Source organism: Streptomyces beihaiensis, from assembly GCF_026274175.1.
GTDB lineage: Bacteria > Actinomycetota > Actinomycetes > Streptomycetales > Streptomycetaceae > Streptomyces > Streptomyces beihaiensis.
The window spans coordinates 1-21,118 of the sequence record NZ_JAPHNL010000222.1 but is presented as its reverse complement, the minus strand read 5'-3'; the positions used below and the strand labels follow the sequence as shown (position 1 = coordinate 21,118).

Genomic DNA, 21,118 nt, shown 5'->3' with positions numbered 1-21,118 from the left:
CCACGATGAGTACGCAAGAGCCGACGTCCGGCACCACGGCCCACGGCCCGGACGCCAGCGATGAGACCACGGGAGCCGAGGACACCGAGGAGCGCGTGCGGCGGGCGCTGCGCGACGCCGCGCTGAACATGAAGCCCTCCCCCTGGCCCGCTTCCGCCGTCCGGGAAGCGGGCGACCGCGTCCGGCGCAGGCGGCGCCTGGCCGTCTCCGTGCCGCTGACCGCGGCGGTGGCCGTCGCGGTCGTGGTGACCGGCGTACGGATGGAAGCCTCGGAACTGCCTGCCGACAGGACACTTCCCGCGGCATCCGTCCCGCCTTTCCCTTCCCGCTCCCCCGCCCCCTCTGCCTCGACTCGTGTCTCGCCGCCACCCACACCTGTGGTGGCCAAGTCCGGCGAGCGCGTCGAGATCGGGCACGGCCGCTGGATGACACTCACCGCCGACCAGGTGTGTCTGGGCCAGACGCAGACACAAGGACAGGGGCAGGGACAGGGCGGCACCCCACTGTGCAAGTTCACAGCCAACGGCAACCAAGCCACCGGCACGGTGAGCGACCAGACGGACGGCGACGCCTCGCGCACCCTCTACCGACCGCTCTACATCGGCCCCGGAACCCCCGCCCACATCACCGTCGAGTGGGCGGGCAAGGAACACGCCGCCCAGATCGTGACACTGCCGGGCCACCCGGGCTACGCGACCGCCTACCTGTGGGGTCCGCCCGCCTCTACGGCGACCGCCGACCGCGTGAAGATCACGGTCTACGACGCGCAGGGCCACGTACTGGCGTCCCTGGCGCCCCCGGGCTCCTGACGTTCGCACCGGTCCGCGGGGGAACCGGGCGATCGAGGCACAGCACCACCAGCGCGATCAACTTGAAGCCCCGTGTCCACAGCGGACCGGCATCACCATGGGTCGCGTCCGTGGAATCTCCGAAGCCGTCCCCCGTTCCACCGACGTCGTAGAAGTCTCAGCCGTCTCCCGGTCCGGCGGCTCCAGCGGACTGACCTGGACGTCGCGGTCGTGACCGACGGCCGACAGCGACGGTCCCGGCGGACGATGTTCGGCACTTCCTCGCCGAGCAGCCGCGGTGACAGTCGACATACGCATGGCGGTAGCCGGACGCTGGGCACGTGGCCGGAAGGCGGACGGCACCTGCCTGCGTAGCCTCATAGAGTCCTCTCCATGCAGTCCTCCAGACCCGGATATCTCGCGGCGAGCGCCCTGTTGCTGGGTGCCGCCCTGACCCTGACCGGCTGCGGCACGCAGCACGTCGGCCCCGGGGCGGGCGGCCCGTCCCCGACGGTCACCCGCTCCTCCACCGGTCCCTCCGGCCCGGCCGGCCCCGCGCGGGGCAACGTGGAACCCGATTCTCACGACGGAGCCCCGCACTATCACGAGAACAACGGCTTCAAGACGCCCAAGAAGATGTCTCCGGCCGACGAGAAGCTCGCCCAGCGGGAAGCCGACCGCATCAGGCCCGTCGTCGCGCGCCTGTGGAAGGCCAAGGTCTGGGACCCGAAGCACGTACGGGCAGCGCTGTTGCGGCTCGGCTACCGCGACGAGGGTCCGGACAGCGACGAGGGCCGTGGTTCGCTCTTCGTGAAGGAGATGGACATGCGGCTCGGACTCACCGACGACCACCCCGTCAGGCCCGAAGGCTCCCGCATCGCCCTGCGCGTGCGGGACGACGCCTGCGTCACCGCGTTCACCCAGCCGTCCAACTACCAGGTGTCGGTCAACGGCCGCTTCCTGGAGACCGGCTGCTTCGAGCCACTCGGGGGCCACTGACCATTCCGTGAACTGCCGCTTCATCCCGCCCGACGGCAGTCGTCGTCCGAAGAGAGTTCGCCCCTGCGCAGGTATCCGGTCACTGCTGTGTTCTACGCTGCCGCCCGTGATTCGCGCGGTGGTGTTCGACGTCGGTGAGTGCCTGGTGGACGAGACCCGTGAGTACGGGACATGGGCGGACTGGCTGGGGGTGCCGCGGCACACGTTCGCGGCGATGTTCGGGGCGGTCATCACGCAGGGGCGGGACTACCGCGAGACGTTCCAGGTCTTCCGGCCGGGGTTCGATCTGACCGAGGAGCGGGAGAAGCGGGCCGAGGCCGGGCAACCCGAGTGGTTCGGTGAGGACGATCTGTACGCCGATGTGCGGCCCGCGCTGGAGGCGCTTCGCCGGGACGGGCTCTGGGTGGGGATCGCGGGGAACCAGACCGTACGCGCCGGTGGGCTGCTGCGCGGGCTCGATCTGCCTGCCGACATGATCGCCACCAGTGACGACTGGGGCGCGTCGAAGCCGGATGTGGCGTTCTTCGAGCACGTCATCGAGGCGACTCCGGCGGAGGCCGGGGAGATTCTGTATGTGGGTGACCGGCTGGACAACGACATCCGGCCCGCGGCGCAGGCCGGACTACTGACGGCGCTGGTCCGGCGTGGCCCCTGGGGGACCATCCAGCAGCACGAGCCCGACGCGGACGCCATCACGACGATGCGGATCGGCTCGCTGGCCGAACCGCCGGAGGAGGTCGCGAAGTTCAACGCCGGGGAGCGCTGACCGTGGTGACCCGGCGGCCATGGGATCCACGGTCACCCACGGGCACCCACGGGCACCCACGGGCACCCACAGGCATCCGCGGCCCCCACGGGCACCCACGTTCATCCGCGGCGCCCCCCGGCATCCGCGGCGCCACGCGATCAGGCGGCGCCGAACTCCCCCTGCCTGACCCCCGCCACGAAGGACGAGAACGCGCCCGCCCCCAGGTCCAGGACCGGCCCGGCCGGGTGCTTGGAGTCGCGGACGGGGACCACGCCGCGCGTGGCGGCGAGGTTCGCGGCGACCTCGACGCAGTTGCCGCCGTTGTTGCTGTAGGAGGACGTGAACCAGCGGGGGGAGTCGGTCGTCACGGGATGCCCTTTCGTACCTCATCGATCATGGCCGCAGACGCCGCCTGCGACAGTGCTTCGGCCTGTAGTTGATGGTAGGCCGCCAGCAGGGGAAGCACGGCTGCGGAGTCTCTTTCCAGATGTCCTCGCAGCTGGGACTCCGCGTACGCGACCACGGACAGGTCCGACAGCGTCAGCAGGTTCATCGGGAGGTCGAACGGCCGACGTTCCCCTATGTCGTACGGGGCGATCTGGAGCACGGTGTTCGGCAGTTCGGCGAACTCGGCCAGCCGGTCCAGTTGAGCGCGCATGACCTCGGGGCCGCCGACCTGCCTGCGCACGCAGCTCTCGTCCATCACCACCAGCATCATCGGTGGCCGGGAACGCACCAGGGCCGCCTGTCGCTCCGCCAGGAACGCGACGCGTTCATCCGCGTGTTCGGAGGTGATGGAACCCCGCCGCGCGGCACTGTCCGCCAACACCTGTGCGTACGCGGGTGTCTGGAGCAGACCCGGGACGATCCCGATCTCGTACAGCCGGATCTCCGCCGCCCGCCCCTCGTACTTGACGTACTCCGGGAAGCCCTCAAGCAGGTGGCCGTGTTTGATCTCGCGGTACTCGCTCTCGAACGAGTTCGCACCCTCTGCCCCGAAAGCGCGGTCAAGTCCGCGCGCGAAGCGGAGGGTTGGAGGCTTCCGACCATTTTCGACGGCCGAAACATGCACGCTGGAATATTCCGTGCGTGCGGCAACGTCTTCCTGAGTCCAGCCACGAGACTCCCGCATGCTGCGTAAGCGCGCACCGAAGGCCGCCTCGGGGGACGCGTCCGGGTTCAACTCGTTCTTGTTCACGGCTCGTTCGGCTACCTTCCGTCCCGCACCGACACGTTGAAGGAGCTTCGACTGTAGGCCACGATCGATCCGCTGGGTAGTGGAAGCACTACGGAGAGGAGCCGTCATGCCTGCACCCCTTCCAGTTCCAGAGCCACTTCCAGTTCCAGAGCCACGCGCCCTGGTGCTGGACACCCGGCTCGACCAAGTGGGCGTGTTCTGCGGCGAGTGGAACGGCACGTGGTTCCTGCGGCCCCTGACCGGGGGCAAGGAGTGGGAGGCCAGCCCCGACGACGTGCGGCCGGCCGACCCCGGACAGCGCCTGCACGCCGAGACCGCCCGCGCGAACGCGCGAAGCCGGGGTGAGGTGCTGTGAGCGATCCCGCGAGCCGTACGACACCCCGCACCTTCGGGTTCGTCAACTGGACGCTGCGTCCTGACCTCGACGACGACGCACCGCCGACACTCCACTCGTTCCGGTGCCTCACGCTGACCGAGAACGACACCGCGTGCGCGGCGGCGTCGGAACCGAGTGCCGACCCGGCCGAGCAACAGTCGTGGGCCTTCGACCACATGCGCAGAAACCCCGAGCACACCAGCTACGCCGAGGTGATCGAGCGACCGTGGGTCATGTGGCGGCACCAGGGTCCGGCATGAGCAGGTCCGGCGGAACGGGACCCGCGGAACAGGACCGGTCGAAGAAGGCCGACAGAAGAAGACCCGCAGACGAAGACCGGCAAGCGGAACCATCGTGCGTCTGCCAGACTGCGCGCGTGATCGTCAGACTCGCGCAGGGGCAGGACCTGCCTGGCATTCTCGGCCTGGCGGCGCAGGTCGAGCACTGGTTCGGCCCGATGGGGCTATACGCCGGTGGCGCCGTCGATTCGTTCCCGCAGCAGGTCCGCGTGGCCGTTGTGGCGGGCGTACTCCTCGATCATGTGGACGTAGATCCAGCGGAGGTTGACGTCCTGCTTCATGAAGCGGCCCGTGTCGGTGAGCGGGCGGTCGGCGCAGTGTTCACGGGCGCGGGCGATCTCCTCCCGCCAGGTCGAGAGGGCGTCCCCCAGTGTGGCGCCCTCGGCCAGGTCGAAGCCGCCGGAGGGGCCGTGCGGGTCGGCCTGCGGGTCGTGGATGGGTGGGGCCTGTTCTCCGGCCAGGACGCGGCGGAACCAGTACCGCTCCACTTCCGCCATGTGCTGGACGAGGCCGGTCAGGGTGAACTCCGACGGTGGCACGGACGCGACGGCGGCCCGCTCGTCGTCCAGGCCCTCGCACTTCATGGCGAGGGTGGCGCGGTGAAAATCGAGCCAGCCTTCGAGCGTGGCGCGCTCATCGGCGTTCAGGGGCGGCATGGGGCGGTTGACGGAAGTCATCCGCCGATTATGCCCAGCGGCCGTGGGAAGCGTCGTGCCGCTGGAGGGACTACCGACCGGTCTGACCGGTCTGACCTCCCTGACCCCTCCGATCGCTCTGGAGAACGGCGAACAACGCGTCCACCGGGTCCAGGAACATCGCGAAGCGGCCGATGCCCGGCGCGTTCGTGGGGGGAATCAGCGTGGCAGCGCCGTCGTCGACGGCCTTGGTGGCGGCCGCGTCGCAGTCGGCCACCTCGAAGTACGGGTGCCACTCCGGGGTCGAGCCCGCCTCCAGGTTCACCGGCAGGAGCTGCATCAGGCCGCCGTGCTCGGTACCCGGGCCGCCGCCGGAGGGGCGCAGCAGCGCGTAGGTGAGCCCCTCCCCCATCTCCTTGTCGTCCATCTGCCAGGAGAAGACGGCCCGGTAGAAGTCCTTCGCCGCCTTGGCGTCCGTGGTGTAGAGCTCGGTCCAGGCGAGGCTCCCGGGTACGGCGACGGCCTCCAGACCGCCCGTCTCCTTGGGCTGCCAGACGGCGAACTCGGCTCCGGTCGGGTCGGTGAAGGCGGCCATGCGGCCGTGCGAGAAGACGTCCTTCGGTGCCACGCGGACTCGGCCGCCCGCCGATTCCACCGCCTTGGCGGTCGCGTCGGCGTCCGCGGTGTGGAAGTAGACCGTCCAGGCGGGGCGCGCCCCCTTGTCGAGCGGGCCGAGCCCGGCGACCGTCTTGCCGTCGCTCGTGAAGAAGCCGTACCCGCCGCCTTCCGGTCCGGCCGACCGGAACTCCCAGCCCAGGACGGCCGCGTAGAAGGTGCGGCTGGTCTCCAGGTCGGGGCTGCCGAGGTCGAGCCAGTTCGGTGCGCCGGGCACGTACGTCGTCGTCAGCATGAGAACCACGGTAATGACGATCCGCGCGGTCCGCTCAGCGAGCCGGGCCGACCAGGCCCTGCGTGCCGCAGGACAGCCCGACCGGCGGCTACTTCGACCGGAGCGGGCCGATGCCGTGGAGAGCCGAGGGGCCTGCCCCGGACCTCGGGACCGGACCCGCCCCGTGAGCCTTGGGACCGGGCCCGCCCCGGTGAGCCGGGAGATCGGCCCCGGTGAGCCGAGGTCAGCCCCGATGAGTCGGGGTCGGCACCACGTCCGTCAGGTCCACCGCCTTGCGCAGCGTCTTCGCCATCCGCGTGGCGTTCCCGACGGACCACACGTGGACGAAGAACAGGCGCGGCTCGTCGCGCAGGTTGTGGTGGTGGAGCTCGACCAGGTGGAGGCCGCCGCGGCGCAGGGCGCTCAGCACTCCCTGGACCTCGTCGGCGACCATGACCAGGTCGCCGTGGAGCGCCGCACGGCCACCGCCCAGCGGCTGGAAGACGAACGCCGAGGTCGAGCCGAGCCCCGGCGGCAGTACGCGCGGCCCGTCCAGAATGGTCTCGCGGCGCCGGAAGACGTATTTGCGTACGGTGCCGACGTTGTCGCCCTCGCAGCCGAACGCGGCGTCCATCGCCTTGGCGTCGAGGTCGATGTGGTGCCGGACGGCCGGGGGCGGGCCCGGCGTTCCGGTGACGTCGAGGGCCTTGCGCATGCTGTGGGCGAGGGCTTCGGCGTCCTGGTCGGTGCCGTGCACGTGCATCCACCAGACGTCCGGGGTGTGGGCGAGCAGATGCTTGTGGATCGCGGCCTGTTCGATCCCGGCCGCCTGGAACCTGTCGGAGATCGGCTGCAACTCGTCCTCGGTGACCAACAGGTCGCCCATGACGAGCACGGTGTCGTCGGAGTAGCGCACGAAGGCCATGTGCGAGCCGAGCGCGAGGTCCGGTGTGATGCGGACCCCGTACGAGTGGACGCGCAGGTCGTTGCGGGGGAACGCGGTGTGGTAGGCGAGGTTGCCGCCCAGCATGTTGCCGGGCCGGCCGAACGCCTTGGCGACCCCGGCCCAGTCCGACTGGTCCGTCGGCACGGGGCGCGCGAGCCCGTCCGCATCCGAGCCCGTAGCGGCCCCGGCGCTCGCACCTCCGCCCGCGTACGTGCCCGTGTACGCGTCGGCGTACGCAGACGGGCCCGGCGGGCCTCCGTGCGCCGGGGCGGCGGCCGCGGCCCCGGCCGCCATCCCGGTCAGCGCCGGGGTCAGCGCCGCCGCCTTGAGCAGCCTGCGTCGGGCCAGGTGCGTGTCTCTTGCGGTTTGCGGGCTCATCTGCCGAACTGTGGTACAGCGCGGCGGCCGGGAGGCGGCGCGGCGGGTCCCGGGCCCGGCGATCCACTCGCACGGGGGACGTGCGCCATACGGATGGGGGCACGGCGGGACCCGCTGGATGCGGAGGACGGACGGCTGCCCCACGGTGGGGAGGGTGACAGCACCCACCACCGCCGCGTGCCCCTTCGACTTCAACCAGGCCCTGGAGTTCGACCCGACGATGGCCGAACTGGCCGCGCGGGGCCCCGTCACCCGGATCCGGCTGCCCTACGGCGAGGCCGAGGCGTGGCTGGTCACCAGCTACGACGGCGTACGCCGGGTGACCACCGACGCACGGTTCAGCCGGGCGGCCATCGTGGGCCGCGACTACCCGCGCCTGACGCCGGAGCCCATCGTCTCCCCCGAGTCGATCAACGTGCTCGACCCGCCCCGCAGCAACCGGATGCGGCACGTCGCCTCGCAGGCGTTCACCCGGCAGCGGGTCGAGCGGATGCGCCCGGCCATCGACCGGGTCGTCGCCGAACTCCTCGACGAGATGGCCTCGCACGGCCCGCCCGCCGACCTCGTACGGCACCTGTCGGACCCGCTGCCCATGCACGCCATCTCGGAACTGCTCGGCGTACCCGCGGCCGACCGGGCGGAGCTGCGCGGGTACACGACGCGGATGCTCAACACGTCCGCCGCGAAACGGGACCAGGCCGCCGAGGCGAAGGCGCGGCTGCGGTCCTACTTCGCCGACCTGATCGCCGAGCGGCGGCGCGCGCCCGGCGACGACCTGCTCAGCACCATGGCCGCGGAGCGGACCCCGGACGGTGACCCGTTCCTGAACGACGACGAGCTCTCCGTCCTCGCGGTCACCCTCATCCTCAGCGGCAACGACACCGCCACCTGCCAGATCAGCAACATCACGTACACGCTGCTCACCCGCCCCGACCTCCTGGCGGCGCTCACCCGGGCCCCGGAGCGGCTGCCGCGGGCCCTCGACGAGCTGTTGCGCCACATCCCGTTCCGCAAGGGCGTGGGCATCCCCCGGATCGCCCTGGAGGACGTGGAGCTGGAGGGCACGCTGATCCGCGAGGGCGACTACGTCCACGTCTCCTACCTCACCGCCAACCGCGACCCGGCGGCCTTCGCCGAACCGGACGAGGTCGACCTGGACCGCGCCTCCCCCTCCCACATGACGTTCGGCTGGGGCGGCCACCACTGCGTCGCCTCACGGCTCGCCTCCGCCGAACTCGCCGGCGCGATCGGCTCGTTGCTCACCCGCTTCCCCGGGCTGCGGCTCGCCGTGCCGCCCGAGGAGATCCGCTGGGACACGGAGACGATCCGCCGTTTCCCGATCGCGTTGCCGGTCGCCTGGTAGCAAGGGGCAGGGGAGAGTCGTAGCTGGGGCGAAGGTGGGTCGTAGGCGGTCGCAGGCAGGTCGTAGGCGGCTCGTAGGCGGCTCGCAGGCAGTTGGGCAGCCCGCCCACGTCCGGGCGTTGACGGCGTCGGCGGAACCGACCTCCCCCACCGCCTCGGCGAACGCGCCGCACCAGCGCATCACGTCCTCGATGTCCGCCTCGCCCAGGAGCCCGGACCGCCCCTCCGGCGGCGGCCGCGGCGGAGTGAGCGTGCCCAGGCGGTACAGGCGCAGCCGCGTGTCACGGATACGCGGCGTCGCGCCCGTGTGCCGCTGCCACGCCTCGGCGAACGCGCGGGCGGTGTCGTGGTCCGCGCCGACGGAGGGCGGCGCGTGTCCCAGGTCGGACAGGCGGGCGGCGGGGGTGTCGGCCTGGCCGGGGGTGAGCGGCGTGAGCCCGAGGCCGCGCGGCGGTAGCCAGTAGAAGACCGCCTGAGCCGCTCCCGCCCGTTCGAGGGCCCCGAAGAGCGGCGTGCCGAGACCGAACGCGCCCGCCCCGCGCGCCCGCAGCCGGGCAGCCCAGGTGAGCGGCATGACGTGCGACCCCGGCCGGGAGCGCAGGAACTCCCCCGCTCGGCCGAGGAATTCGTCCACGCCTTGGGTCAGACACCAGCCGTCGGGGCGCATCGGCTCATGGTCCCGCGCCGCGCCGGACACCGGAAGACGCCGCGACATCCGTTCGCCGGGCACGAGCCGGACACCGCCATCGATTACTTGCGTAACTGAGTTCAAAAATTGACGATCATTCGTCGATGTATTGCCCTCGTCTCTTCTCGCCGTTACCTTCCAGTTGCATCGCCGTCACACTGGCCGAAACACGATCACCGTCAACTCCCGGCGTGTGACGGCTTCCTCGCACCCGCGACGAATGGACCGCAACGTGCCGAAGACCGACCACATGTCCGACCGGCCACCGAGGCGCCGGCGCGGCGCCGCCGCCGTCGGCTCCGCTCTCCTCCTGGCGGCCGGGGCGCTGGTGGCGATGGGGGCGCAGGCCGCGCCCGCCGCCACGGCCCCGGGCTCCACCGCCTCGACCGCCTCGACCGCCTCCGCCGCCGCCGCCGACACCGTGACCGGGGGCAGCGGTGCCGGGCTGCCGTACTCCGAGGTGCAGGCGGAGGACGCCGACACCGACGGGACGGAGATCGGGCCGAGCTACACGCAGGGCAAGCTCGCCGACGAGGCCTCGTACCGGAAGGCCGTGACGCTCAAGGGCAGCGGGCAGTACGTGACGTTCACGACGCCCGTCGCGACCAACTCCATCGACATCCGGTACAGCATTCCGGACAGCTCGGACGGGTCCGCCTACACCGCGCCGCTCCACCTCTCCATCGACGGCGCCCAGCAGAGCGATCTCCAACTGACCAACGCCTACAGCTGGTTCTACGGCAGCTACCCGTTCACCAACACGCCCGGCGGCAACCCGCACCACTTCTTCGACGAGGTGCACCGGCTGCTGCCCACCACCTATCCGAAGGGCACCACCTTCAAGCTGGCCGTCCCCGCGAGCGGGGCCGCGTCCTCGTACACGATCGACCTGGCCGACTTCGAGCAGGTCGCCGCGCCCGCCACCCAGCCGTCCGGCTCGGTCTCCGTCGTCGACAAGGGCGCCGATCCGACCGGGAAGAGCGACTCGACCGCCGCGTTCAACGCCGCGATCAGCGCGGCCGGTCCGGGCGGCACCGTCTGGATACCGAAGGGCACCTTCAAGGTTCCCGGGCACATCGCCGTGAACGACGTGACGGTCGCGGGCGCGGGCATGTGGTACTCGACCGTGACCGGCGCCGCCCCCGGGTTCTACGGGAACTCCGCCCCGAACCCCAGCACCAAGGTCCACCTCAAGAACTTCGCGATCTCCGGCGACGTACGGGAACGCAACGACAACGCCCAGGTCAACGGCGTCGGCGGCGCCATGAGCGACTCCACCGTCGACCATCTGTGGATCGAGCACATGAAGGTCGGCGCCTGGATGGACGGGCCGATGGACGGCCTGACGTTCAGCGGCATGCGCATCCGTGACACCACCGCCGACGGCATCAACTTCCATGGCGGCGTGACCCATTCGAAGGTCACCGGCAGCGACATCCGCAACACCGGCGACGACGGCATCGCCACCTGGGCCGACTCCAGCATCGGCGCGGACTCCGACGACACCATCTCCGACAACACCGTGCAGCTGCAGATGCTCGCCAACGGCATCGCGCTCTACGGCGGCCACGACAACACCGTCTCCGGCAACCTGGTGCGCGACACCGGCATCACGCAGGGCGGCGGCATCCACGTCGGGCAGCGGTTCACCTCCACGCCGGTCGGGCGGACGACGATCTCCGGCAACACGATCGTGCGGGCCGGAAGCCTCGACCCGCACTGGAACTTCGGCGTCGGCGCGCTCTGGTTCGACGCCAGCCAGGGCGCGATCAACGGCCCCGTCGATGTCTCCAACACCCTCATCCAGCAGAGCCCGTACGAGGCCGTGCAGTGGGTCGAGGGGACGGTGAGCGGCGTCTCGCTCAAGGACGTGAAGATCGACGGGACGGGGACGTTCGCCCTGCAGGAGCAGACCGGCGGCGCCGCGACGCTCAGCAACGTCACCGCCACCGGCGTCAACGGCCCGGCCCCCGTCTACAGCTGCGAGGGCGGCAACTTCAAGGTCACCGACGGCGGCGGCAACTCCGGCATCGGCGGCACCCCGTACTGCGGCGGCTGGCCCGACCCGGTCTACCCGCCCTACCCTGGCGGCACCTCCACCCCGCCGGCCCAGGTGAGCGTCGCGCCCGGATCGCTCGACTTCGGCGACGTGAAGACCGGTTCGACGAGCTCCGCCAAGACCGTGACCGTGTCCAACCCGACCGACGCGGCCGTCGCCGTCGGGACCGTCGCCGCGAGCGGTGACTTCGCGCAGACCAACACCTGCGGCTCGTCCGTGGCCGCGGGCGGCTCCTGCGCCGTGAAGGTCACCTTCTCGCCGACCGCCACGGGCGCGCGTACGGGCACGCTGACCGTGCCGGTCGCGGGCAGCGACCACACCGTGAGCCTGTCCGGGAACGGGGTCAGCGCCACCACGAACCTCGCGGCGGGCCGCCCGGCGACGGCGTCGTCGAGCAAGTACCCGTACACGGCGGGCAACATCACCGACTCCGACGCGTCCACGTACTGGGAGAGCACCAACGGGTCGTTCCCGCAGTGGGCGCAGGTCGACCTCGGGGCGAACCACAGCGTCGGCAAGGTCGTGCTGCGGCTGCCGCCGTCGACCGCCTGGAACACGCGGACCGAGACGCTGTCCGTGCTCGGCTCGACCGACGGCTCCACCTTCTCGACGCTGCTGCCGTCGGCCGGCCACACCTTCGACCCGGCGGCGAACAACAACACCGTCACGCTCACCTTCCCGGCCGCCACCGCCCGGTACGTGCGCATCCACATCACCGCCAACACCGGCTGGAACGCGGGGCAGTTGTCCGATCTCGCGGTGTACTCCGCGTCCTGAGCGCAAGGAATTGCGCGCTTTCATCACACCGTTTCGTACGTCTCGTCCAGACAGGAGTTTTGTGATCATGTCCAGAGACAGGGCCAGAGACAGGTCCAGAGGCCGAACCAGGGGCAGGGGCAGGGCCAGGGCCGGAGCCGGAGCCGGAGCCGGAATCAAGTGGCAGGGCACCGCCGCGGCCACCGCCACCGCCACACTGACCGTCGCCGCCCTCGCGGCGTTCGGACTGCCCGCGGCCGCCGCACCGCACGCGGCGACCGCGACCTCGCACACCGACCTCGCCCACGGCCACAAGCGCACCGCCTCGGCCCACTGGGTCCAGACCGACCTCGGCGCCACCCGGCGCGTCACCGAGGCCGTGCTCCGGCTGCCCGGCTCCGGCCACGACGCCAAGCGGCTGCTGCGCGTCCAGGGCAGCACCGACGGCCACGACTTCACCGACCTGACCGCCCCGAAGGTCTACCGCTTCACCGACGCCACCCACCACCGCGCCGTCATCCCGCTCGGCGGCATCACCACCGCCCGGTACATACGCGTGCGGACGAAGACCGGCGCCGCCGCTCCCCTCCGCCTCTCCGTGTACGGTCCGGCCAAGGGCGACAACCAGCCGCCCACCGCCCCCACCGGCATCCGCCTCCGCGGCAAGGCCATCACCTGGAAGGCCGCGCACGACAACAAGTCCGTGACCGCGTACGACGTCTACGCGAACGGGAAGTTGCGCACCAGCCTCCCCGCCTCCACCCGCACGTACACGGACACCGCCGCGACGCGCGCCAAGACCACCTACGTGGTGCGCGCCCGTGACGCGGCGGGCAATCAGTCCCCCGACAGCAAGCCGCTCACCCAGAGCGCGCACCGCACGATCACACCGGCCGCGGCCACGTCCGCGTCACCGTCCGCGACCACGGCGGACACGGACACCAACCTCGCCCTCGGCAAGGACATCACCGCCTCGTCCGTCCAGCAGAACTACGTGGCCAAGAACGCGGTCGACGGCGACACCGGCACCTACTGGGAAGGCGCCCCCGGCACCTACCCCAACACCCTCACCGTCCACCTCGGCGCCGACGCCGACACCAGCGCCGTCGTCCTCAAACTCAACCCCGACAGCGCCTGGGCCAAGCGGACCCAGCACATCGAAGTCCTCGGCCGCGCACAAGGCACCACCACCTACACCACCCTCGTCGCCGCCAAGGACTACACCTTCGACCCCGCCAACGGCTCCAACACCGTCACCATCCCGGTGACCGCCCGCGTCGCCGACGTACAACTCACATTCACCGCCAACTCCGGCGCCACCGGCGGCCAAGTCGCCGAGTTCCAGGTCCTCGGCACCCCGGTGTCCGGCACTGGCTCAGGTTCCGGATCCGGATCCGGCTCGGGCTCCGGCACCGGTACGGGCACCAACCTCGCCCTCGACAAGGACATCAGCGCGTCCTCCGTCCAGCAGAACTACGTCGCGAAGAACGCGGTCGACGGCGACACCGGCACCTACTGGGAAGGCGCCCCCGGCACCTACCCCAACACCCTCACCGTCCACCTCGGCGCCGACGCCGACACCAGCGCCGTCGTCCTCAAACTCAACCCCGACAGCGCCTGGGCCAAGCGGACCCAGCACATCGAAGTCCTCGGCCGCGCACAAGGCACCACCACCTACACCACCCTCGTCGCCGCCAAGGACTACACCTTCGACCCCGCCAACGGCTCCAACACCGTCACCATCCCGGTGACCGCCCGCGTCGCCGACGTACAACTCACATTCACCGCCAACTCCGGCGCCACCGGCGGCCAGGCCGCCGAGTTCGAGGTGATCGGCACCCCGGCGCCCAACCCCGACCTACAGGTCAGCAGCATCACCACCGCGCCGCAGAACCCCAGCGAGTCCGACGACATCACCCTGTCGGCCACGGTCCGCAACAGCGGATCCGCCGCCTCCGGCGCCACCGGCCTCGCCTTCAAGCTCGGCGACAACAAGGTGGGCACGGCCGACGTGGGGGCGCTCGACGCGGGCGCGTCCACGACGGTCAGCGCGAAGATCGGCACGCTGAGCGCGGGCAGCTACCCCGTCAGCGCCACCGTCGACCCGGACAACAAGGTCATCGAGACCAACGAGGGCAACAACACCTACACCGGCCCGGACGACCTGGTCGTCAAGCCGGTCGACAGCTCCGACCTGGTCGCGTCCCCGGCGAGCTGGTCGCCGAGCGCGCCGTCCGCCGGTGACGACGTCACCTTCTCCGTCGCCCTCAAGAACCAGGGCACCATCTCCACGGCCTCCGGCAGCCACGCGATCACGACGACCGTCACCGACTCCGGCGGCACCGTCGTCAAGAAGTTCACCGGCTCGTACGACGGGGTCATCGCGGCCGGTGACACCACCAGCCCCGTCAAGATGGGGAGCTGGACCGCCGCGAACGGCAAGTACACCGTGAAGACGGTCATCGCCGACGACGCCAACGAGGTGTCGGCCAAGCGGGCCAACAACACCAGCACCAAGCCGCTGTTCGTCGGGCGCGGCGCCAACATGCCGTACCAGACGTACGAGGCCGAGGACGGCGTCCTCGCGGGCGGCGCCAAGGTCGTCGGCCCCAACCGCACCATCGGCGACCTGGCCGGTGAGGCGTCCGGCCGCAAGGCCGTCACCCTCGACGACACCGGCGCGTCGGTGTCGTTCACGACCAAGGATGACGCCAACACGCTGGTCACCCGGTTCTCCATGCCGGACGCGGCCGGCGGCGGTGGCACCAGCGACACCCTCGACATCTACGTCGACGGCACCTTCCTCAAGGCGATCGACCTCACCTCGAAGTACGCCTGGCTGTACGGGTCGGAGTCGGGCCCGAGCAACTCGCCCGGCGCCGGGCCCGCCCGGCACATCTACGACGAGGCGCACATCGCCCTGGGCCGCACCGTGCCCAAGGGCAGCACGATCACCCTGAAGAAGGACGCGGCCAACGGCTCCCGGTACGCCATCGACTTCATCAGCCTCGAACAGGCCACCCAGCTCCCCAACCCGGACCCCGCCTCGTACGTCGAACCGGCCGGGTTCACCCAGCAGGACGTGCAAAGCGCCCTCGACAAGGTCCGTACGGACACCACCGGCAAGCTCGTCGGCGTCTACCTGCCCGCCGGTGACTACGAGACCACCGGCAAGTTCCAGGTCTACGGCAAGGCGATCACCATCACCGGCGCCGGGCCCTGGTTCACCCGCTTCCACACCCCGGCCTCGCAGACGAACACGGACGCCGGGTTCCGCGCCGACAGCACCGCCAACGGCTCGACGTTCTCGAACTTCGCCTTCTTCGGGAACTACGTCCAGCGCATCGACGGCCCCGGCAAGGTCTTCGACTTCTCCAACGTCGCCCACATGACCATCGACAACGTGTGGAACGAGCACACGGTCTGCCTGTACTGGGGCACCAACACCGACAACATCACCATCGAGAACTCCCGCATCCGCGACACCTTCGCGGACGGCGTCAACATGACGAACGGCTCCACCGGCAACCACGTCGTCAACAACGAGTCGCGCGCCACCGGCGACGACAGCTTCGCGCTGTTCGCGGCGACCGACTCGGGCGGCGGCGACCAGAAGAACAACGTCTTCGAGAACCTCACGTCCCTGCTGACCTGGCGCGCGGCCGGTATCGCCGTGTACGGCGGCTACGACAACACCTTCCGCAACATCCGCGTCGCGGACACCCTGGCGTACTCGGGCATCACGATCAGCTCGCTCGACTTCGGCTATCCGATGGAGGGCTTCGGCCCCGACCCGACGACCTTCGAGAACATCAGCCTCGACCGCACCGGCGGCCACTTCTGGGGCGCCCAGACCTTCCCGGGCATCTGGATGTTCTCGGCGGACAAGACGTTCCAGGGAATCCGTGTCAACAACGTCGACATCACCGACCCGACCTACAGCGGCATCATGTTCCAGACCAAGTACAACGGCAGCCAGGCGGAGCAACCCGTCAAGGACACCGTCCTCACCGACGTCACGGTCACCGGGGCGCACAAGAGCGGTGACGACTACGACGCCAAGTCCGGCTTCGGCATCTGGGCCAACCCGATGCCCGAGCAGGGGCAGGGTCCGGCGGTCGGGCAGGCCACGTTCAACTGCCTCAAGCTCAGCGACAACGCGACGGACATCGAGAACACGACCACCACGTTCAAGATCGTTCGCAACGCCTGTAGCGGCTGACGTCGGAACCTGACATCCGGCTCCAGCCGCAGGCCCCAGGCCACTCGTCCAGTGGCCTGGGGCTTCAGGCTGCTCGCTCACCCGCGCATCAGCTGCACCAGGCCGGACACGCGGCCCCAGCCCGCCACCACCACGGCCGCCAGCACCGCGGCGCCGAGGACCAGCCAGGGCATCAGGCCGTCACCCACGCCCAAGGCGGCGAACAGCCTCGCCGCGCCGGTCGCGGCTCCCATCGCGGCCAGGATCGCCACCGAGACCTGCGCCGATTCACGCCACTGACTGCGAAGGCGGGAGACGGGCTGAACCCCCTGAAGCCGGTCGGCCGGCACAAGCGCCGCCAGCCTGCCGTCGAGATAGTTCTCGGCCATGGATATCTGGAGCCGGGCCAGGTCTCGCAGCGCCTGCCGTGGATCGACGTCGATCCGCCGCAACGCGTCGCGCTGCGCACCGGCCACCAGGGCCGCGTGCCGCTTGATGGGCGCGTTCCTCGGTGATCGCCGTGCCACGGACCGGGAGGCTCTGTGCACCCTGAAGAGGTGGCGCTCCATGATCTGGCAGTGCTCGTCGACCCTGCGCAGCGCCCTCGCACGAGAGGGTCCGAGGGTGGCGTCCGCCTTCGCGCACGCGATGACGGAGTCGACGCACCGGAGAACGAAGGTGTACCTGAAGCTTGTACTGCGCTGTGCACACCACACGATGGGCGGCGCCACCCACAGGGTCAGGAGCAGACACAACGCCGCCCAGGAACCCGGCCCCAGGCCGGTCCCGCCCGCGTCGGCCTGAGCGATGAGCCACCGGTAGTTCGCGACAGCCTGCTCGGCGGCATGCCAGCCGACAGCTCGCGCGGCCCCGTCCACGGCTTGGGTGAAGACCTGCCACACCACCGCCATGGCCAGGAAGATTCCGAAACCGATGACGACCAGTTCGGGCGCGGGGCGCCAGGACCGCAGGGCGCCGAGGATCTTCGCGGCGTCGGCGCGGGGTATGCCGAGCGCCGAGAGGGCGGACTCAAGGTCTGTCCGCCGTTGGGCGGCCCAGTTCTGCTGACTCTGCTTCCTCAGCCGGCGGCGGACCCTGCCCCAACGCCGCAGAAGCCACCATCGAGCTCTTGAGAACTGTGAGTTCATACGCACCACCCCCGAACCGCGGCGCCTTCGCGCACCCGCCAGGCGCAACGTCAGCGTCGCACACGGGCGTGCGGTACGGAGGGGTGTTGTCCTCGATCGGTCCTGCTCACGTCACAGGCGCAGCCAGACCGCCGTGTCCCGCGGCAGACCCCCGTCGCCGGCCAGGGGGCCGCTCGTCAGCAACTTGGCGGCGTGCGGAGGGAGTTCGACCGGCTCGGCGTCCAGATTCACGACGCACACCAGCCCCCCGTCGCCGCCCCGCGCGAACGCGAGCACCCCGTCGGGTGCCGCCAGCCAGCGCATCGGACCGTCGCCGAGGCGCGGCTCCGTGCGGCGCAGGCGCAGCGCCTCTCGGTACAGCGTGAGCATGGAGGTGGGGTCGGTGGCCTGGACGTCGGCTGCGTACCGGCCCCAGCCGTCCGGCTGCGGCAGCCACGGCTCGGCGGGGGCGCGGGTGCCGAAGCCGTGGTGCGGGGCCGCGGCCGACCAGGGCAGCGGGACCCGGCAGCCGTCGCGGCCGGGGTCGGTGCCGCCGGAGCGGAAGTGCATGGGGTCCTGGATGCGGTCGAGCGGGGGCGTGGCCTCGGGCAGGCCCAGCTCCTCGCCCTGGTAGAGGTAGACCGCGCCGGGCAGGGCGAGCGTGAGCAGCGCCGCCGCGCGGGCCCTGCGGGTGCCGAGGGCCGGGTCGGACGGGACGCCGAAGCGTTTGGCCTCGAAGGCGAAGCCGGTGTCCGCGTCGGCGCGGCCGTAGCGGGTGACCGTCCTGGTCACGTCGTGGTTGCACAGCACCCACGTGGCCGGGGCGCCGACCGGGGCGTGGTCGGCGAGGGTCGCGTCGATGGAGCGGCGCAGCTCGGCGGCGTCCCAGCGGCGCGAGAGGAAGTCGAAGTTGAAGGCGGTGTGGAGTTCGTCGGGGCGCAGGTAGCGGGTGAAGCGGTCGCGGTCGGGGAGCCAGACCTCGCCCACGTAGATCCCGCCGTACTCGTCGGCGATCGCCCGCCACGAGCGGTAGATGTCGTGCAGTTCCTCGCGGTCGACGAAGGGGTGCGGGTCGCGGCCCTCGACGAAGTCGGGGAGGGCCGGGTCCTTGGCGAGCAGGGCGGCGGAGTCGATGCGGACGCCCGCCACGCCCCGCTCGAACCAGAAGCGCAGTACGTCCTCGTGTTCGCGGCGGACCGCCGGGTGGGCCCAGTTGAGGTCGGGCTGCTGGGGTGTGAAGAGGTGCAGGTACCACTCGCCGTCGGGGACGCGGGTCCAAGCCGGTGCGCCGGGGAACTCCGACGGCCAGTCGTTGGGCGGCAGTTCGCCGTTCGCGCCGCGTCCTGGCCGGAAGTGGAAGAGCTCGCGCTCCGGGCTGCCGGGCCCGGCGGCGAGCGCGGCGCGGAACCAGGGGTGCTGGTCGGATACGTGGTTGGGGACGATGTCGACGATGGTGCGGATGCCCGACTCCCGGGCCTCGCCGATGAGTTTCTCCGCTTCGGCGAGGGTGCCGAAGGCCGGGTCGATGGTGCGGTAGTCGGCCACGTCGTAGCCGCCGTCGGCGAGCGGCGACAGGTACCAGGGGGTGAACCAGAGGGCGTCGACGCCCAGTTCGGCGAGGTGGGGCAGGTGGGCGCGGACGCCGGCCAGGTCGCCGGTGCCGTCGCCGTCGCCGTCCGCGAAGCTGCGTACGTAGATCTGGTACACGGCGGCGCTGCGCCACCAGTCGGCTGTGCTGGCTGCTTCCATGCAGGTGTTCCTCACCCTTCGTCTCAGCCCTTCGTTTCAGCCGGTTGTTTTCAGCCCTTCGTGCTGCCCGCGCTGATCCCGGCGATGATGTGCCGCTGGAACACCAGGAACAGCAGCACCATCGGGATGCTGGCGATCACCATCGAGGCGATGAGCACGGTCAGCGGTATGTTCTGCGACAGCTGCACCAGGGCCACGCTGATCGGCTGCTTGTCGGTGTCGGAGAAGACCATCAGCGGCCACAGGAAGTCCTGCCAGACGTTGACGAGCGCGAAGATCGACACGACGCCGAGCACGGGCCGTGACATCGGCAGCACGATCGACCACAGCGTGCGCAGCCGGCCCGCGCCGTCGATCTCTGCCGCCTCCAGGACGTCCGCGGGGAGCTGGTCGAAGAAGCGCTTGAGGAGGTAGAGGTTGAAGGCGTTGGCCACGGCCGGGAGCCAGATCGCCACGGGGCTGTTCAGGAGGTTCGTGTGGGTGAGCGGCATGTCGGCGACGGTCAGGTACTTGGGCACGACCAGCGCCTGTGCGGGCACCATCAAGGTGGCGAGGATGCCGCCGAGGATCACCTTGCCGAAGGCGGGCCGAAGGCGGGAGAGCGCGTAGGCGGCCGCCGTGCAGAAGACCAGTTGCAGCAGCCATGCCCCGGCGGCCTGCACCACTGTGTTGAGCAGGTGGCGTGGCAGCTCCATCATGCTCCACGCGTCGGAGTACGAGGAGAAGTGCCAGGTGTGCGGGATCAGGCTGGGCGGCGTGCGGGTCACCTCGTCCGGGGACTTCATCGCGCCGGTGACCATCCAGTACACGGGGAAGAGGAAGGCGAGCGCGAAGGCGACGACGACCGCGCCGAAGACGGTCCAGTACGCGACCTTGCCGCGCCGCTTGGAGAGCGCGAGCGGGGAGACGAGGGTGCGCACGGCGTACCCGTCGCCCCCGTCCTGTCGTCCGGCCATGGGGGCGCTCCTGTCAGTCGTCGTCGCTGCGGGTGAGCCGCAGGTAGAGGGCGGAGAACGCGCTGAGCAGGACGAGCAGCATGACGCTGAGCGCGCAGGCGCCGCCGAAATCCTGGTAGAGGAACGCGTACTTGTAGATGAGGTAGAGGACGGTGACGGTCGAGTCCTCGGGGCCGCCGCCGGTGATGACGAACGGCTCGGTGAAGATCTGCATCGTCGCGATGATCTGCAGCAGCATCAGCATGAGGATGATGAAGCGGGTCTGCGGGACCGTGACGTGGCGTACGCGCTGCAGCAGGTTCGCGCCGTCCAGTTCGGCGGCCTCGTACAGCTCGCCTGGGATGCCCTGGAGGGCGGCGAGGTAGATGAGGACGGTGCCGCCCATGTTGGCCCAGGTGGCGACGATGACCAGCGACACGAGGGCGGTGTCGGCGCCGTTGGACCAGTTGGAGGTCGGCAGGTGCAAGAAGCGCAGCGCTTCGTTGGCGAGGCCCGCGCCGGGGTCGTAGAACCATTTCCACAGCAGGGCGCTGACCACCGGGGGGATCATCACCGGCAGGTAGACGACGACGCGGAAGAACGCGCGGGCGTGGCGCAGCTCGTTGAGGACGACCGCCATGACGAACGGCACGGCGAAGCCGATGGCGAGCGCGAGGAGGGTGAAGGTCAGGGTGTTCTTCCAGGCGGCCGTGAACTCGGGGTCGTGGAAGACGTGCGTGAAGTTGGCGGTGCCGATCCACTGGGGCGGTGAGCCCGGCGTGTACTTCTGGAAGGCGATGACGACGGCGCGGATCGCCGGGTACCAGGAGAACAGGGCGAAGCAGAGGAGGCCGCCGAGGAGGAAGCCGTAGGCGCGGGCCTGCTCGGAGAGCTTGCGGCGCCAGCCGGGGGCCTCGGCGGGCGTGCCGGAGGGTCGGGAGGAGTTCGGCTTTCGGGTCCGTGGGCCGCCGCCCCGGCGGCCCGC

The 21,118-nt window shown here is 70.6% G+C and carries 18 protein-coding genes; 9 read left to right on the top strand and 9 right to left on the bottom strand.

Going from position 1 to position 21,118, the window contains the following annotated elements; all coding sequences use genetic code 11:
- The first annotated feature begins 5 nt into the window (after positions 1-5).
- From OFY01_RS17565 to OFY01_RS17555, 3 genes are all read left to right on the top strand, one after another.
- Entirely contained in the window at positions 6-809 is an 804-nt protein-coding gene (locus OFY01_RS17565; protein WP_266600977.1) for a hypothetical protein, read from the top strand.
- A gap of 372 nt (positions 810-1,181) precedes the next feature.
- Entirely contained in the window at positions 1,182-1,787 is a 606-nt protein-coding gene (locus tag OFY01_RS17560) for a hypothetical protein (protein ID WP_266600975.1), read from the top strand.
- A gap of 106 nt (positions 1,788-1,893) precedes the next feature.
- Positions 1,894-2,553, top strand: coding sequence for an HAD family hydrolase (locus OFY01_RS17555; RefSeq protein ID WP_266600973.1), 660 nt, complete (start codon positions 1,894-1,896; stop codon positions 2,551-2,553).
- 140 nt (positions 2,554-2,693) lie between these two features.
- Here OFY01_RS17555 and OFY01_RS17550 read toward each other — a convergent pair whose 3' ends face one another.
- Entirely contained in the window at positions 2,694-2,903 is a 210-nt protein-coding gene (locus OFY01_RS17550) for a DUF397 domain-containing protein (protein ID WP_266600971.1), read from the bottom strand.
- Positions 2,900-3,733 (bottom strand): helix-turn-helix domain-containing protein, encoded by an 834-nt coding sequence (locus OFY01_RS17545; protein WP_266600969.1) that lies wholly within the window; start codon positions 3,731-3,733, stop codon positions 2,900-2,902. The genes OFY01_RS17550 and OFY01_RS17545 overlap by 4 nt, the downstream gene beginning before the upstream one ends.
- A 106-nt stretch (positions 3,734-3,839) precedes the next feature.
- Between OFY01_RS17545 and OFY01_RS17540 the strand changes: the two genes are divergently transcribed.
- Both OFY01_RS17540 and OFY01_RS17535 read left to right on the top strand, forming a co-directional pair.
- Positions 3,840-4,088, top strand: coding sequence for a hypothetical protein (locus OFY01_RS17540; RefSeq protein WP_266600967.1), 249 nt, complete (start codon positions 3,840-3,842; stop codon positions 4,086-4,088).
- Positions 4,085-4,369, top strand: coding sequence for a DUF7848 domain-containing protein (locus OFY01_RS17535; RefSeq protein ID WP_266600965.1), 285 nt, complete (start codon positions 4,085-4,087; stop codon positions 4,367-4,369). The genes OFY01_RS17540 and OFY01_RS17535 overlap by 4 nt, the downstream gene beginning before the upstream one ends.
- Before the next feature lie 203 nt (positions 4,370-4,572).
- On the opposite strand, the gene OFY01_RS17525 is transcribed toward OFY01_RS17535, so the two are convergent.
- The 3 genes from OFY01_RS17525 to OFY01_RS17515 all read right to left on the bottom strand — a co-directional run bounded on the left by OFY01_RS17525 (position 4,573) and on the right by OFY01_RS17515 (position 7,256).
- A complete protein-coding gene (locus OFY01_RS17525; RefSeq protein WP_266600963.1) occupies positions 4,573-5,085 on the bottom strand; it encodes a DinB family protein in 513 nt (170 codons plus the stop codon).
- Between the two features lie 49 nt (positions 5,086-5,134).
- On the bottom strand, positions 5,135-5,953 hold the full coding sequence (locus tag OFY01_RS17520) for a VOC family protein (RefSeq protein ID WP_266600961.1): 819 nt from the start codon (positions 5,951-5,953) through the stop codon (positions 5,135-5,137).
- A 223-nt stretch (positions 5,954-6,176) separates the two neighbouring features.
- Positions 6,177-7,256 (bottom strand): DUF1259 domain-containing protein, encoded by a 1,080-nt coding sequence (locus tag OFY01_RS17515; protein WP_266600959.1) that lies wholly within the window; start codon positions 7,254-7,256, stop codon positions 6,177-6,179.
- 118 nt (positions 7,257-7,374) lie between these two features.
- Between OFY01_RS17515 and OFY01_RS17510 the strand changes: the two genes are divergently transcribed.
- The 4 genes from OFY01_RS17510 (at position 7,375) to OFY01_RS17495 (ending at position 16,343) form a co-directional block, all read left to right on the top strand.
- Entirely contained in the window at positions 7,375-8,619 is a 1,245-nt protein-coding gene (locus OFY01_RS17510; protein WP_407700367.1) for a cytochrome P450, read from the top strand.
- 306 nt (positions 8,620-8,925) lie between these two features.
- The gene (locus OFY01_RS17505; RefSeq protein ID WP_266600955.1) at positions 8,926-9,075 is read left to right on the top strand and encodes a hypothetical protein; all 150 of its coding nucleotides are present in this window, start codon (positions 8,926-8,928) and stop codon (positions 9,073-9,075) included.
- A gap of 451 nt (positions 9,076-9,526) precedes the next feature.
- Positions 9,527-12,142, top strand: coding sequence for a discoidin domain-containing protein (locus OFY01_RS17500; RefSeq protein ID WP_266600953.1), 2,616 nt, complete (start codon positions 9,527-9,529; stop codon positions 12,140-12,142).
- Positions 12,143-12,209: 67 nt separating this feature from the next.
- Positions 12,210-16,343, top strand: a complete 4,134-nt coding sequence (locus tag OFY01_RS17495) for a discoidin domain-containing protein (RefSeq protein WP_266600951.1) — start codon at positions 12,210-12,212, stop codon at positions 16,341-16,343.
- A 77-nt stretch (positions 16,344-16,420) separates the two neighbouring features.
- Here the strand turns inward: OFY01_RS17495 and OFY01_RS17490 are convergent, their stop codons facing one another.
- The 4 genes from OFY01_RS17490 to OFY01_RS17475 all read right to left on the bottom strand — a co-directional run.
- Positions 16,421-17,470, bottom strand: coding sequence for a hypothetical protein (locus OFY01_RS17490; RefSeq protein WP_266600949.1), 1,050 nt, complete (start codon positions 17,468-17,470; stop codon positions 16,421-16,423).
- A gap of 111 nt (positions 17,471-17,581) precedes the next feature.
- Positions 17,582-19,198, bottom strand: coding sequence for a glycoside hydrolase family 13 protein (locus tag OFY01_RS17485; RefSeq protein ID WP_266600948.1), 1,617 nt, complete (start codon positions 19,196-19,198; stop codon positions 17,582-17,584).
- A gap of 50 nt (positions 19,199-19,248) precedes the next feature.
- The gene (locus OFY01_RS17480; protein ID WP_266600946.1) at positions 19,249-20,154 is read right to left on the bottom strand and encodes a carbohydrate ABC transporter permease; all 906 of its coding nucleotides are present in this window, start codon (positions 20,152-20,154) and stop codon (positions 19,249-19,251) included.
- 13 nt (positions 20,155-20,167) lie between these two features.
- Positions 20,168-21,118 (bottom strand): carbohydrate ABC transporter permease (locus tag OFY01_RS17475; RefSeq protein WP_266600944.1); only part of this gene is annotated, 951 nt, incomplete at its 5' end.

Coding starts and splice junctions, on each gene's coding strand:
- OFY01_RS17480 (WP_266600946.1), bottom strand. CDS start 20,154: ATGGCCGGACGACAGGACGGGGGCGACGGGTACGCCGTGCGCACCCTC.
- OFY01_RS17565 (WP_266600977.1), top strand. CDS start 6: ATGAGTACGCAAGAGCCGACGTCCGGCACCACGGCCCACGGCCCGGAC.
- OFY01_RS17520 (WP_266600961.1), bottom strand. CDS start 5,953: ATGCTGACGACGACGTACGTGCCCGGCGCACCGAACTGGCTCGACCTC.
- OFY01_RS17540 (WP_266600967.1), top strand. CDS start 3,840: ATGCCTGCACCCCTTCCAGTTCCAGAGCCACTTCCAGTTCCAGAGCCA.
- OFY01_RS17515 (WP_266600959.1), bottom strand. CDS start 7,256: ATGAGCCCGCAAACCGCAAGAGACACGCACCTGGCCCGACGCAGGCTG.
- OFY01_RS17495 (WP_266600951.1), top strand. CDS start 12,210: ATGTCCAGAGACAGGGCCAGAGACAGGTCCAGAGGCCGAACCAGGGGC.
- OFY01_RS17560 (WP_266600975.1), top strand. CDS start 1,182: ATGCAGTCCTCCAGACCCGGATATCTCGCGGCGAGCGCCCTGTTGCTG.
- OFY01_RS17500 (WP_266600953.1), top strand. CDS start 9,527: ATGGACCGCAACGTGCCGAAGACCGACCACATGTCCGACCGGCCACCG.
- OFY01_RS17485 (WP_266600948.1), bottom strand. CDS start 19,198: ATGGAAGCAGCCAGCACAGCCGACTGGTGGCGCAGCGCCGCCGTGTAC.
- OFY01_RS17490 (WP_266600949.1), bottom strand. CDS start 17,470: ATGAACTCACAGTTCTCAAGAGCTCGATGGTGGCTTCTGCGGCGTTGG.
- OFY01_RS17525 (WP_266600963.1), bottom strand. CDS start 5,085: ATGACTTCCGTCAACCGCCCCATGCCGCCCCTGAACGCCGATGAGCGC.
- OFY01_RS17510 (WP_407700367.1), top strand. CDS start 7,375: ATGCGGAGGACGGACGGCTGCCCCACGGTGGGGAGGGTGACAGCACCC.